Source organism: Pelagicoccus sp. SDUM812005 (assembly GCF_031127875.1).
Lineage (GTDB): Bacteria > Verrucomicrobiota > Verrucomicrobiia > Opitutales > Opitutaceae > Pelagicoccus.
In genome coordinates, this window is record NZ_JARXIA010000002.1 from 150,257 (window position 1) to 163,806 (window position 13,550).

A 13,550-nucleotide genomic window follows, 5' to 3' on the forward strand; every position below is an offset into this window, starting at 1 on the left:
GTTCAAATACTGTCGAGGTAGAGCGACTCGTATTCCGTGGTCACCCGCTTCCAAGAGAAGTCGCGCTTCATGGCCCGCTTGATGGCGTGCACGAAGTCCTTCTCGTTTCCGTAAAGCTCGAGCGAGGCATTCAAACCTTCCGCAAAACCTTCGCTGTTCGGCTCGAAAACGATGCCGGTACCATTCTCCGGATCGCTGACCAGGTCGATCACCGTATCCTTGAGGCCGCCCACGCCGGAAACGAGAGGCAAAGTCCCGTAGCGCTGGCTGTACATCTGGTTGAGGCCGCAGGGCTCGAAGATCGACGGCATGATGAAAAAGTCGGATCCCGCCTCCACGAAGTGCGACATCTCCTCGTCGAGCACGATGCAGATGGCTACGTGCTCCGGATTGCTCTTCGCGAAACGCTTGAGGGCCTTCTCGTACTCCGGATCGCCCTTGCCCAAAACCACTAGGCGGCAATCGTTCTTCACGAAGAACTTCAGCTGCTCGAGCAGCAGATCCAAGCCCTTCTGCTGGGTCAAGCGAGCGACCATGCCATAAACTGGCCCCGCCCCCTTCTTTAACCCCACCTTTTGCAGCAAGGTTTCCTGGCAGTCCTGCTTCCCGGACAAGTCCGAGGCGCTGTAGTGATTGATCAGATACGGGTCCTTCTGCGGATTCCAAACCTCCGTATCGATGCCGTTGGCGATGCCTACCAAATCCTCCTCGCGGACCTTCAAAGCTCCCTCCAAGCCGCAACCGAACTCCGGAGTCAAAATCTCGCGAGCGTAGTTCGGGCTGACCGTCATGATCTTGTCGGCGAAGAATATGCCGCCCTTGATCATGCTGATCTGCTCGTAGAACTCCAGGCCATCGATGCCGTTGAACTCCTTCGGCAGGTTCGTGAATTTGAAGGACGAACGTGGATACAGCCCTTGGAACGCAAGGTTATGGATCGAAAAAAACGTCTTCAGCGCCAGCGACTTGCCCGTTTCCTGCTCCGTCATGCGCAGAAACAGCGGCAGCAAGCCAGTCTGCCAGTCATGGCAATGCAAGATATCGGCCTTTATCTCCAGCAAGCGCATCGCCTGCACCACCGCCTTGCTGAAGTAGATGAAGCGGCGATCGTTGTCGTCGTAGTCGCGCTCGCGAGTGCCGTACAGGTTCGAACGGTCGAAAAACTCGTCCCGGCGGACTATGTAAAGCGTCTGGCGACGGCCTAAACTCAAGGCCCACACCTCTCCCCTAAGAAATTGCTCGCCTAACTCGACTTGCAGCACCACTTTCAACTTAGCGCTCTCGAACTCCTTCGACTCGATGATCTTTCGATACCCTGGAAGGAAAAACGAAACTTCGTGCCCTACACCGGCCAGCGACTTAAAGAGGGAACCGCAGACATCTGCCAAGCCCCCCGTTTTCACATAAGGGAACATCTCGCTTGCTGCATGAACGATTTTCATAGATTCCTCTGTCCTAGGGATTAGGGGCGCAAATCCAACAACAATCTGACCGCCCAAGGGCCAATATCGGCCAATTATACAATAAATGAAACTAAGGGAACGAATCATCGCCCTCCTCCAACAAGCGGACTACGCTCCGCTCGACAAGTCTGGCATCGCCGCAGAACTTGGACTCGGCAAAAAGGAACGCCGCAATCTGGACTACGAAGTCCGCCTCCTCCTGGCTACAGGAGACATCATTCGCATCAAAGGGGACCGCTTCGCCATCCCCAAGGACGTCGACCTCGTTACCGGAACCATCAAGTTCCGCCAGAAAGGCTCCGCCATCCTCATCCCGGACGCAAAGAAGTCCGACCCCAACCCCAAGGCCATCCAAATCAACGCCGAGGACACCAGCGTCGCCATGCACGACGACAAAGTCGTGGTCCGCATCGCCGACGCCCCGCCCAACCAACCCATCTGGAAAAACCGCAACAAGAAGCCCGGTCCGCAAAACGAAGGCCCCTTCGGTCGCGTCATCCGTATCCAGAAACGCGCCCGCGAAACCGTAGTCGGCACCCTCTGCAAAACCCGCTTCTTCCACTACGTCGCCCCGGACGATCCCCGCATCATCCACGACATCTACGTACCGCCCCCCGAAGAGTCCGGCCTCAAGCCCGTGCCCGTCGTCGGCGATAAGGTCGTCGCCAAGCTGCACGAATGGGAGCAACGCCACGTCAACCCCGAGGGCGAGCTCATCGCAAACCTCGGCAAGACCCACGAGCCGCAAGCCGAGCTCATGGCCGTGCTGCACAAGTACAACCTCAATACCGAGTTTCCGCCGGAGGTTATGAAGGAAGCGGAAGCGGTACCGGACAAGGTCTCCAAAAACCAGCTCAAAGGACGCCGCGACCTGCGCAAGGCCTTCACCTTCACCATCGACCCGGACGACGCCAAGGACTTCGACGACGCCATCTCCCTCGAGTATCCAGACAACAAGCACACCCGCGTCGGCATCCATATCGCCGACGTAGCCGCCTACGTTCGCGGCGGCACCCAGCTCGACAAAGAAGCCTTCGAACGCGGCAACTCGACCTACCTCGTCGGCATCGTCATCCCCATGCTGCCTCGCTCCCTCTCCAACGGGATCTGCAGCCTCGTGGAAGACGAAGACCGCCTCACCAAGTCCGTCTTCGTGACCTTCGACAAGAAGGGCGAGATCGTCGACGTGGACTACGCCAACACCGTCATCCGCAGCAACAAGCGCCTCACCTACAAGCAGGCCTACGCCTTGCTCAAGAACGACGACCTGCAAGTCGCCCGAGACCTAAAGCTCCCGCCATCCCACCAAACCGGATCCACCGGACGGGCTCTCAACACCCTCAGCGACGAGGAACTGGGCAAGCTGCAAAAGTCGATCCGCGAGCTCTGGCACTTCGCCTCCAAGCTCCGCGCCGCTCGCTTCAAGAAAGGCAGCCTCAACCTCGACATGGAAGAAACCAAGATCTTCGTCGACGAAAAGGGCTACGCCGACCGCCTCGAAAAGATCCACAACGACGAGAGCCACCAGCTCATCGAGGAATACATGCTGCTGGCCAACGAATGCGTCGCCCGGGAGATGAAGCGAAACCGCCTCCCCTGCATCTACCGCGTCCACGACGATCCAGATGAAGAGCGACTCAACGACCTGCGCGAATACATGGCCACCTGGGGTATCGAAACCAGCGACCTCAACAACCGCGCCGAGCTCGTCAAGCTGCTGGAAACGCTATCCGCCCACCCGCAAAGCCGTCTGCTCAGAACCCAAGTCCTGCGCTCCCTCAAGAAGGCCTGCTACAAGTCCACCCCGGACGGACACTACGGACTCTGCAAGAACGACTACCTGCACTTCACGTCTCCAATCCGTCGATACAGCGACTTGGTCACTCACCGCGTTTTCAACCACTTCCTCGACAAGGTCCGCGGCGAACCCGCCCTCGCCGAACCCGGCCCCCGCTACAACGCCTCCAAGGCCGCCAGCATCGCCGAGCACCTGAGCCATACCGAGGTCAATTCCGTGGAAGCGGAACGCGAGTCGGTCAAGGTCAAGCTGCTCGAGTTCTTCGAACGCGAGCTGGACAAGAAACCGCAGACCGCCTTCGACGCCATCATCACCGAAGTGCGCAATCACGGCATGTTCATCGAGCTCAAGGAGTCCAGCGCCTTCGGCATGGTACACATCTCCGCCCTGCGCGACGACCTCTACCGCCTCAACGCCAGCGGCACCGCCCTCATCGGCCGCAAAAAGAAGAACGCCTACTCGCTCGGACAAACCATCCAAGTCGAAGTCCACAAAGTCGATCGCTTCAAGCGCCAGGTCGACTTCCGTCTCTGCGCCAAGCAACGGGCCGACAACCCGAAGCCCAAGATCATGCCGATGGACACCTCCGCTCCAGCCGGCAAGCCCAAGCCGCCAGAAACCAGAGGGAAACCTTCGAGACGGAAAGGCAACGATTCCGACGAAACGACGCAGCCAGGACCGAAGAAGTTCTACCGCAAGCAAAAGAAGTCCAAGAAGCCAAGCCGCTCCGCCTCCAGCGCCCGGCCGAAAAAGGCCGCCGCCAAACCCGCCCAGCCCGCTCCCAAAGCAGCCAAGCCTGCGAAGGCCGCCAAGCCAGCGAGACCAGCGAAAGCGACAAAGACGGCTCCGCCAGCCAAGACTGCAAAACCTGCCAGAAAGCGGAACCGGTAGGCCCCCCGACCGACCTCGCCTGCGATCAGAACGGCTACTCCCTCGTATCTCTAGCCCATGAAGCACTACAACTACCAAGACACCTTCAAGAAACTCTACGACAAGTCAGTCGAGCTCTACCGCTCGGGCAACATCGACAAAAGCACGTGGTTCGACGCCGACGAGCTCGCCTTCATCGCAGCCAACGGCTGGCGCGTACAGGACTTCTTCGACTACGGAGAAGACCAGGTACAAGGAGGCGAGCCTTCCTACGAAATCGCCCAATCGATCGAGCAAGTTCGCCGCGACTACTTCCTGCACATCCAGAAAGGGGTCGCTTCAGATAATATCATCCAGGCCTCCAGCCTCACGCCGAAGCCGGAAGCGCTCGACGGCATTCCTTGGCTCCCCCGCATCATCGAAAAAGCCAAGGGCAAGCTTCAAGGCGAGCTCAGCGACGAGATCATGTATTGCTGCGGTGGAGACAGGAACTTCCTGCAAACCCACGACATCCACCCCGCCGAGTTCCTACGCCTCGTCTGGGCCAACATGGACGACACGCCAGCCATCGTTGAATTCGTAAAGAGCCGCAGCGCTTCATAAGCTACGCTCCCGTAGCCACCCCCCTTAATTAACAAAAAAGACGCAACCCTCACAGGTTGCGTCTTTTCTTTTCAAATACAGTTCCAGCGAACTACTCCACCTCTACGCCTACCCAACGGTTAACGCCTCGGAAAGCGACATGGAACATATTCTTACCCTCTCGCTTCAGCGCCTGAGCCGCTTCGTTCGGATTGCGCACCTCCTTGCCGTTGATGCTCTGGATCACCATCCCCACCGGCAACATACGAGCGTAAGGACTGCCCTCCTCCACCGCGGTGATCACAACTCCCTCCACGGCCTCGTCCACCTGATACGCCTCACGAAGATCCTCGTTCAACGCGGCAATAGAAACGCCTTCCAGAAAGCGGGCACCTGAAAGCGGATTCGTCCCGGCGATCTGCCCGTCGCCTCCACGCTCCGCGAGCGTCACGTCGATCGCTTCGCGGGCCTTATCGCGTATCAAAACCAAGGATACAGTATCTCCAGGCTTTCGAGCTGCGATCCTGATTCTCAAATCGCTCGGAGAATCCACCGGAGCGCCATCCAGCTCCACGATCACATCCCCTGCCTTGATACCTGCCTCCGCCGCCGGCGTGTTCGGATTCACTTGATTCACAAGAGCCCCGTTCAAGCTATCGACACCAAAAAACTCAGCCTTGTCCTCGTCCAGCCCCTCGATTCCCACACCCAGAAATCCGCGGGAAACAGCCCCCGTTTCCACGAGATCGCGCATCACCGAATAAGCTAGGTTAACCGGCACCGCGAATCCGATACCAATGTTCCCCGTCGAAGCTCCATCGGTCTGGATCAAGGTATTAATCCCAATCAAGCGTCCCTTGGCATCGACCAGGGCGCCTCCCGAGTTCCCCGAGTTGATCGGAGCATCGGTTTGGATGAAATTCTCAAAGCCGCCGTCGATCACCCCCATCTCTTGTCGTTTCGTAGCGGATACGATTCCCATCGTCACCGTCTTGCCTACGCCGAGTGGATTACCAATAGCAAAGACCACGTCACCGACCTCGATCTTATCGCTATCCGCCAACTTGATATAAGGCAAATCGATCGCGGTCTCTATCTTCAACACCGCGATATCCGTGCTTGGATCCGTTCCGACCAGAACCGCGTCGTAAATCCGCTGGCTATCGAGCTGCACCTTTATCTCGTCCGCCTTGCTGATCACGTGGTTATTCGTGATTATGTATCCATTTCCGGATACGATTACGCCCGATCCCAACCCAAACTGCGGAGCTTGCGGGCGACGCGGACGCACGCCAAAAAGTTGCTGCATGAGCAGCTCCTCGCGGCTGAGAGAGTTCCCCAACGACTTCGCGTAAACGCTGACCACCGCAGGACGAGCCTCCTTGAGCGATTCCGAGTAGCTAACCACCCGACCGCTCTGCGAGCGATCGAGAGCGGCGCTGTCGATCTCGACAAGCTCCGAAATAACTTCCCTCTCTTGGGCATGCAAGAGCGGCGCGGCCGCTAGCAGGGCGAGACTGATACAGGTGAAAGCGCGTTTAAGTTTGGGCATAGTGATTGGGGACAGAGGTGACCTTGGAAAGTTGCAACTCTGGCACAGGAAAGCCCGCTTTCCAAGCCTACGCTTCAGAAGCCCTTCACCCTGAACAGGCTGGTAACCGACTCGTTATTGTTGATCCGCAAAATCGCCTCGCCCAGCAAAGGAGCCACGCTAAGCACCTTGATCGACAAGTCCTTCGGGTCGACCGGGATGGTATCGGTCACGATCAGCTCGTCGATCGGGCCGTCCTTCAAGCGCTCGTAGGCCATCTCCTGCAAGTTCGCATGGGTCACGGCCGCCAAAATGCGGCGAGCGCCCTGCTTCTTGATCAAGCGAGCCGCCGCGCAAAGCGTTCCCGCCGTCTCCGTCATATCGTCGATCAGGAGAACGTCGCAATCCTTCACGTCGCCCACGATGCTAGTCGCCTCGACTTGCGTGGCGCTGTGCCGCTTCTTGGCGACGAAACCCAATCCGCACTTCAACATGCGAGCATAAGCGTCGGCCATCTTCACGCCGCCGACGTCCGGAGACATAACCATCAAATTCCTCAGGTCCTTCTTGACGATGTATTCGTAGAGCACCGGAAAAGCGAGCAAGTGGTCCACTGGAATATCGAAAAAACCTTGGATCTGCCCCGCGTGCAAATCCACCGCCAGGACCCGATCCGCGCCGGCCGAGGTCAATAGGTTCGCCACCAGCTTGGCCGTAATCGGTACCCGTGGCTGGTCCTTTCGATCCTGCCGGGCGTATCCATAAAACGGGATCACCGCCGTTATTCGCGCCGCGGACGCCCGCCGTGCGGCATCGATCATGATCAGCAGCTCGATCAAGTTGTTGTTGACCGGCGGACAGCTTGACTGGACCAGAAACACGTCCTGTCCCCGCACGTTTTCGTTGATCTTAACGAAAGACTCCCCATCCGGAAAGCTCGTAACCGTGGTGTCCGTAAGCGGAACGCCAATGAAGTCGCAGATATCCTCAGCCAGTTGGCGGTTCGAGTTACCGGAAATGATCTTGAGGTTTCTGTCTCGCATCAGAAACAGCTATCAAACCCCTCCAGATTGCACAGGCCTAAAATCCGCTAATCGCGCAGCAACTGCTTCTCTAGCTGCGTCAGGCGCTTGAAAAGCTCCGGCAACCGACGCGTGATCACCGTTATGCGCTGGTAGGCCACCAGCGGGATCGCCGGGGCGCCGCCGTACTTGGCTCCGCCTTCCAGATCCGAATAGGCAACGCACTGCCCCGCCAACTGGGCGCCTGGGCCGATCTCGATGTGGCCCGAGGCGCCGGCGCGACCTCCCATCACCACGTAATCGCCCAGCTTGGTGCTTCCGGCGATTCCGACCTGGGCGCAAAGTATGTTGTGCTTCCCTACCACCACATTGTGGCCGATCTGCACCAAGTTATCGATCTTGCTGCCTTCGCCGATACGCGTCGGCCCGAAACGGCCGCGATCGACCGTCGTGTTGGCGCCGATTTCCACGTCGTCTCCCACCAACACCGAGCCCACCTGCGGCACCTTGCGGTGACGGCCGTCCTGAAACTCGTATCCAAATCCATCCGACCCAAGGACCGTTCCGGCGTGAATGCGTACTCGCTTTCCCACTACCGTATCGCGCTCGAGCGTCACGTTGGCCGAGAGCTGGCAATCCGCCCCTAGCTCGCATGCAGGACCGATAAAGCAACCCGATGCGATCACGCAGCCCGGACCGATGCGAGCGCCCGCCGCGACTGTAACGAAAGCGTCGATACAAGCGCTCGCATCGATCTCCGCCGAAGGATCGATATTCGCCAACCGATGAATCCCGGGTTGAGGCTTCTCCCACATCTTCTGCGATATGAGCTCGCAAAGCTTGGCGATCTCGATGGATGGGTTCTCGACCCGCAGGAACAACTGCCCCGACTTGGGCGTCGCCTCCAAATCCTTGCTGAGCACCACCAGCGAGGCTTCCGTCTTCGCAAGCTCCTCGAGGTACTTGGCCGAAGCCACAAAGGTCGCGTCGCCCCGCTGAGCGTCGCCGAGCGAAGCCACTCCCGTTATGCTACGAACTCCCAACTCTCCTTCGAAAGTGGAATAGTCGATGCGATCTAGCACTGCATTGAGGGAGAGGGTGATATCCATGGTCTGAAAGTTAATTACAAGAGGATGGCAAAATGGAAGCGAACGTTCGGGAAATCAACCCACGAGAACCCCGCGATGCCCAAAACAGAAAAAAGCCCTGCCGCAATCGCGACAGGGCTCTAAAAGATCGGTTTTGGCGACTCGCGAAAACTACTCGGCAGCTGGCTCCTGGCCTTGGGTGGCGTTGATACGCTCGATGACCAAAGGAGTGATGTCGTAGGAACCGTCCGTGTAGAGAACCGGAGCGCGGCCGTCGCCGGCGCGGGCAGTGATGTCGATTACGAGGGTAGCGTTGCGCTCCTTAGCGATCTCGGTAACGACTTCAGCGATCTCCTGGTAGTAGGCGTTGAGCTGCTGCTGGCGGATGGCCGCGAACTGCTGGCGCGTGTTGCCAACGAACTGACGCAGCTCCTGCTCCTTCTGCTGGATTTCCTGCATCTTCTTCTGTGCATCCTGAGTCGCTTCGAGCTTAGCCTCCTCCATGAGGATGTCGCTGTTCGCCTGTTCGCGCAGCTCTTGGAACTCTTCGACGAGCGCAGTGCCCTGAGCTTCGATTTCCGCAGCCTTGGCGCGAGCTTCCTCCTCGCTCTTTTCCATTTCGGCCATGAATTCCTGGACCTTGTAATAGCTGCCGAGAGCGTCGTCTACCATCACGGTGATGATGACGTCTTCGTTCGCGCGAAGGCTAGTTGCTGCCATGGCGATGGCGCTGAGGACTACGAGAAGGGATTTAAAACGTTTCATTGAGAATAGGAGTTAGTGTTGTGGGGGCAGAGAGAGATTAGAATCTACCGCCAAAAGTAAAGTTGAATTGTCCGCCATTGTCATTACCGCCCAATTCATCGGAGGTGCCGTTGGTGGACATAGGAATGGCGTAATCGAGACGCAGCGGCGTACCCATCATAGACATACGAATACCAAATCCATAGTTGTCGTTCCATCCGGAACGACGCTGGCCGGCGAAATACTCGCCGCCGCCGTATTCGTAGAAAATCTTTTCCACATCCATGCCGAAATCCCCGGCTTCCTTGTTGACGAAACCGCCATCGTAGAAAGCGGCGACACGGAAGTCTTCCGTTATGCCGAAGGAATACTCCAAGCCGAACATGCCGTAAGTCTTACCGCCGGCTTGGTAAGGCCGGCCCAAGTTGCTGAAGCCTCCTTCCAAAGGACTGACGTCGCGGAACTCGAAGCCGCGCAAGGTATTGGGACCACCGAGGAAGAAGCGCTCCTCCCAAGGCACCACCGGGCTGTCGCCCGTTTCCTGCACCACACCGGCGCGAGCGAGCACCTCGACCGTCTGGCTCAAGCGCTCGGAAAGCGGAATATAGAAAGCATTGCGAGATTCGACCTTGTAGAAGTCGAAGTCGCCGCCGAGGAAGTCGCCCGCGTAGTTCAGGTCGAGCTCCAGGCGCATTCCGCGCAGGGAGTTGATCAGGCGGTCACGCGAATCGCGCAGCAAGAGCAGGTTCAGCTTGGACGCCGTACCGATACTGCTGGCGAGGCGCTGCTCTACCCCAGCGTCCTGGAACTGGTTGAAGTCCTGGTTAACCAAGGAATAGGAGATGCGGCCTTCGATGATTTCGATCAGGCGCTTTCTCAGCGAGATATCGAAGCCTTCCTGGATGGAATTGTAGAACTGGTTGTCGTAGTTGGTCTCCTGCTTGAAGATCTGCAGGCCGAATGCCAAGCGACGCTCGAACAGCCAAGGCTCCTCGAAGGCCAGAACGATGGACGAGGAATAACCGCCAAGCTGCGCCTTGAGGCGGAACTTTTGACCGTCGCCCTGGAAGGCTCCGCGCCAGTTGAAGATGTCGAAGTTGGACTGGGTGAGCTCGATGAAGAACACGCCCTTTTCGAGCGAACTGAATCCGGCGCCGAAAGAGAAGTTGCCGGTACGACCTTCGCGGAAAGTGACGCGCAGGTCCTTGCGCCCGGGGACGTTGGTCGACTGCGGCGTGACGTTAGTATCCTCGAAGTAACGCGTATTGTCCAAGCGCATACGGCTGGCTTCCATGCGCACGCTGTCGAAGGTGCTGCCCGGCGTGAGGGCCAGCTCGCGAAGCACCACTACGCTCTTGGTCTTGGTGTTGCCCTCGATGTCGATGGACTCCACCTGGAATTTCTCGCTCTCGTAAACGACGTACTGGATATCGATGTCGCCCGTCTGCACGTTCGGCACGCGCTGCATGCGGATACGGGTCTCCATGTATCCGAACTGCCCATAGAAATCTTCCAGGCGCTCGACGTCTTCGTCGATCTTCTCCGGACGGTAGACCGAGCCCGGAAGCACGCGCAGCATGAGGCGCAGGACGGAATCTTCGTAGGTCTCGTTTCCGACGAACTCGATCTTGCCCACGCGGTACTGCTTGCCCTCGCCTACGTTGATGTCGATACGCATGCGGGATTCGGAGGGATAGGAGAACTGGACCTTGGCGGGATCGATATCGATATCGAGATAACCTTCCTGACGGTAAACGTCCTTCAAGGTTTCCAAATCGTCGTCGAACTTGTCCCTGTCGAAGCGGCCGCTGCCGGTGAGGATCGAGAGGAAGCCCCACTTCTTGGTCTCCATCTTCTTCTTCAGCTTACGCTTCTTGATGTTCTCGTTGCCCGTAAAGTTGATGGAGCCGATCTTGAACTTGCGCCCTTCGCGGATCTGGAAGGTCACGGTCGCGAAACCGGTCACCGGACTGCGGTCGATCTGGTAGTCGACGCGAGCCTGGGAGAAGCCTTTCTTGAGGTAGAGCTCCTGCAGGTCCTCCGCCGCGCCCTTCACGCGAGGCTCGTTGAGCACCTGATTCACCACGATCGACGTCTCCCGCTTCAGCTTGTTGTTGCTGAGCTTGTCGTTGCCCTCGAAAATGATCGCGGAGATGCGGAACTTCGGACGGATGTCGAAGATCACGTCGATGGAATTTTCGCCGGCGGGAGCGATGCGAGCCTCGATGTACTCGAACAGGTTCGAGCGGTAGAGCGAACGGATGTCGCGATCGACGGCGACAGGGTCGTACTTCTCCCCTTCCCGAATCGACATGTTCGCTCGAGCGACCTCCTCGTTTACGTTCGAGAGGCCGGTAAAGTTGATGATGAGCTTATTGATCGTGGGCGGCTCCTGGTCCTTCGTTCCCTGGGCGGAAGCGGAGGCGAAACTAAGAGCTACAAGAACAAAGGCGAGGGATATACGGGCCAGAAGGGACTGGCTATTCTGTGTAATCTTCAAAACGGGTTATTTCTCTGATGAAGTTGAGCTTAATTTCGCCGACGGCGCCAGCACGTTGCTTGGCAACAATTAGATCAGCCTTGTCGGCTGCAACGGAAAAATCGTCACCTGCGTCTTTCGGTCGAGCCAAAAGCAAAACAACGTCCGCGTCCTGCTCGATCGAGCCTGATTCACGCAGGTCAGAAAGCTTGGGCTGACGTTTTTCCTTTTCCGAGTCACGATTAAGCTGACTGAGAACAATTACCGGAACCTTAAGTTCCTTGGCGAGGCCTTTAATTCCACGGGAAATTTCCGAGATCTGCTGCTCTCGAGGGGTGCGCGGATCCGAGCCGTTGATGAGCTGAAGGTAGTCGATCACGATCAAGCCCATGTTCTTGTTGCGGGCGAAAACGCGTCGCGACTTGGCTCGCAACTGGTTGATGGTCACCTGGGCGCCGTCGTCGATCCAGATGGGAGCGTCCTTGAGCTCGATAGCTGCAGCGGCGATCTTCTCCTGCTCCTCCTGGTTCACAATTCCGTCGCGCAAGCGAGACACGCTGATTTGGGCGCGACCGGTCAGCAGTCGCATGGCGAGCTGCTCAGCTCCCATTTCCAAACTGAAAACCAAAGTGCCGGCCTGAGCTGGCTTGCCGTTGTACGACATGGATACGCGCTCGGCGATATTGAGGGCCAAACTGGTCTTACCCATGGAAGGACGAGCCGCCAAGACAATCATTTCCGTCGGCTTCAAGCCGGCCAGCATGTTGTCGATGCCGCGGAATCCGCTGGAGAGACCGACCAGCTCCCCCTTGTTCTCGATCATGCGCTTGACCAGGCTGACCGCCTCCACCACCGCTTCCTTGACCGGGAGGGTGGTATCCGCGACCTGGGCGTCCGAGATGGAGTAGATCTCCTTTTCGATCTCGTCGACCAGCATCTCGATGTCGTTGTTCTCTGCCGAAAAGCAGCGCTCGATGCTGGAGGTCGCCGTCTTGATCAAGCGGCGGCGAGTATAGTGCTCGCGAACCTTGTCCAGGAAGTAGTTCGCATGGGCCGTGGTCTCGATGTGCGAGGTCAGGTCGGCGACGTACATGAGGCCGCCCACTTCTTCCAGCTTGCCGCGACTGCGCAGCTCCTCCGCGAGGACCTGGGCGTCGAGCATCGACTTGTTTTCGAACAGGTCGACGCAGGTCTCGAAAACGATCTGGTGAGCCGGATGGTAGAAAGCCTCCGCGGGCAGCTTCTGGGCCAAGCAGCGAGAGATGATCTCGGCTGGGTCCAGCAAGCATGCGGCGAGGAGGCCCTTCTCCGCCTCCAAACTGTGGGGCGGAGTGAGTCCGGCCAGCGAAAACGCGGTCGGACTCTTCTTTTTGTCGGGGAACTTATTCCCCGAGAACGGCTTGTTCGACATGTGGGATCGTCAAGCCGTGGCTAATTATTCCTTGTCAGAAGCCGCTTCCGCTTCGCCTTCCGCCTCTTCAGCTTCTGGCTCTACGATCGGGTTCTCAGAAACGACGTCGATCTTCATCTCGACTTCGACTTCTGGGTGCACCTTTACGATGAAGGTGTGCTGGCCGAGCTCCTTGATAGGCTGCTCGAGGTGGATCTTCTTGCGGTCGATCTCGTAGCCAGCTTCCACGAGCTTTTCGTGGATGTGGATGGAAGTGACGGCGCCGAACATGCGACCTGCTTCGCCAGTCTTGACCGCGATACCGATCTGAGTCTCGCCTAGCTTAGCAGCCTGTGCTTGTGCGTCTTCGATCTCCTTGGCCTCGCGCTTGGCGCGGCGGTCCTTGAGAGCTTCGATCTGCTTGCGGTTGGAACGGTTTACCGGGATCGCCTTCTTAGTAGGAAGGAGGAAGTTGCGAGCGAAGCCCGCTTTAACTGTTACTTGATCGCCTTCGCCGCCGAGACCTTCAACAGCCTCGATGAGTAGTACTTCGCTAGTTGCCATGATATGCGAGTGGTTAAGT

10 protein-coding genes are annotated in these 13,550 nt (G+C 57.9%); 2 read left to right on the forward strand and 8 right to left on the reverse strand.

Features of this window, described 5'->3' with window-relative positions; all coding sequences use genetic code 11:
- Positions 1–2: 2 nt before the first annotated feature.
- On the reverse strand, positions 3–1,442 hold the full coding sequence (glgA, locus tag QEH57_RS04185) for a glycogen synthase GlgA (protein WP_309005424.1): 1,440 nt from the start codon (positions 1,440–1,442) through the stop codon (positions 3–5).
- Positions 1,443–1,527: 85 nt separating this feature from the next.
- On the opposite strand from glgA, the gene QEH57_RS04190 reads away from it, so the two are divergent.
- Together QEH57_RS04190 and QEH57_RS04195 are read left to right on the forward strand one after the other, a co-directional pair.
- On the forward strand, positions 1,528–4,152 hold the full coding sequence (locus QEH57_RS04190; protein ID WP_309005425.1) for an RNB domain-containing ribonuclease: 2,625 nt from the start codon (positions 1,528–1,530) through the stop codon (positions 4,150–4,152).
- 57 nt (positions 4,153–4,209) lie between these two features.
- Positions 4,210–4,734, forward strand: a complete 525-nt coding sequence (locus tag QEH57_RS04195) for a DUF5069 domain-containing protein (RefSeq protein ID WP_309005426.1) — start codon at positions 4,210–4,212, stop codon at positions 4,732–4,734.
- A 91-nt stretch (positions 4,735–4,825) separates the two neighbouring features.
- On the opposite strand, the gene QEH57_RS04200 is transcribed toward QEH57_RS04195, so the two are convergent.
- From QEH57_RS04200 to rplI, 7 genes are all read right to left on the reverse strand, one after another.
- Positions 4,826–6,265, reverse strand: a complete 1,440-nt coding sequence (locus QEH57_RS04200) for a Do family serine endopeptidase (protein WP_309005427.1) — start codon at positions 6,263–6,265, stop codon at positions 4,826–4,828.
- Between the two features lie 74 nt (positions 6,266–6,339).
- Positions 6,340–7,287 carry a ribose-phosphate pyrophosphokinase gene (locus QEH57_RS04205; protein ID WP_309005428.1) on the reverse strand — a complete coding sequence of 316 codons (948 nt, stop codon included), beginning with the start codon at positions 7,285–7,287 and terminating at the stop codon, positions 6,340–6,342.
- A gap of 47 nt (positions 7,288–7,334) precedes the next feature.
- Positions 7,335–8,375, reverse strand: a complete 1,041-nt coding sequence (gene lpxD, locus QEH57_RS04210; protein WP_309005429.1) for a UDP-3-O-(3-hydroxymyristoyl)glucosamine N-acyltransferase — start codon at positions 8,373–8,375, stop codon at positions 7,335–7,337.
- 150 nt (positions 8,376–8,525) lie between these two features.
- The gene (locus QEH57_RS04215) at positions 8,526–9,119 is read right to left on the reverse strand and encodes an OmpH family outer membrane protein (RefSeq protein WP_309005430.1); all 594 of its coding nucleotides are present in this window, start codon (positions 9,117–9,119) and stop codon (positions 8,526–8,528) included.
- A 37-nt stretch (positions 9,120–9,156) separates the two neighbouring features.
- Positions 9,157–11,598: an outer membrane protein assembly factor BamA gene (gene bamA, locus QEH57_RS04220; protein WP_309005431.1), complete on the reverse strand. Its 2,442-nt coding sequence runs from the start codon at positions 11,596–11,598 to the stop codon at positions 9,157–9,159.
- Positions 11,579–12,988 carry a replicative DNA helicase gene (gene dnaB, locus QEH57_RS04225; protein WP_309005432.1) on the reverse strand — a complete coding sequence of 470 codons (1,410 nt, stop codon included), beginning with the start codon at positions 12,986–12,988 and terminating at the stop codon, positions 11,579–11,581. Before dnaB ends, bamA begins: the two co-directional genes overlap by 20 nt.
- Positions 12,989–13,012: 24 nt before the next feature.
- On the reverse strand, positions 13,013–13,531 hold the full coding sequence (rplI, locus tag QEH57_RS04230) for a 50S ribosomal protein L9 (RefSeq protein ID WP_309005433.1): 519 nt from the start codon (positions 13,529–13,531) through the stop codon (positions 13,013–13,015).
- Between the last annotated feature and the right edge of the window lie 19 nt (positions 13,532–13,550).

Bases quoted from the DNA above. Each gene is read 5' to 3' on its own strand.
- dnaB (WP_309005432.1), bottom strand. From the start codon at position 12,988: ATGTCGAACAAGCCGTTCTCGGGGAATAAGTTCCCCGACAAAAAGAAG.
- QEH57_RS04190 (WP_309005425.1), top strand. From the start codon at position 1,528: ATGAAACTAAGGGAACGAATCATCGCCCTCCTCCAACAAGCGGACTAC.
- rplI (WP_309005433.1), bottom strand. From the start codon at position 13,531: ATGGCAACTAGCGAAGTACTACTCATCGAGGCTGTTGAAGGTCTCGGC.
- QEH57_RS04215 (WP_309005430.1), bottom strand. From the start codon at position 9,119: ATGAAACGTTTTAAATCCCTTCTCGTAGTCCTCAGCGCCATCGCCATG.
- QEH57_RS04200 (WP_309005427.1), bottom strand. From the start codon at position 6,265: ATGCCCAAACTTAAACGCGCTTTCACCTGTATCAGTCTCGCCCTGCTA.
- QEH57_RS04205 (WP_309005428.1), bottom strand. From the start codon at position 7,287: ATGCGAGACAGAAACCTCAAGATCATTTCCGGTAACTCGAACCGCCAA.
- QEH57_RS04195 (WP_309005426.1), top strand. From the start codon at position 4,210: ATGAAGCACTACAACTACCAAGACACCTTCAAGAAACTCTACGACAAG.
- lpxD (WP_309005429.1), bottom strand. From the start codon at position 8,375: ATGGATATCACCCTCTCCCTCAATGCAGTGCTAGATCGCATCGACTAT.
- glgA (WP_309005424.1), bottom strand. From the start codon at position 1,442: ATGAAAATCGTTCATGCAGCAAGCGAGATGTTCCCTTATGTGAAAACG.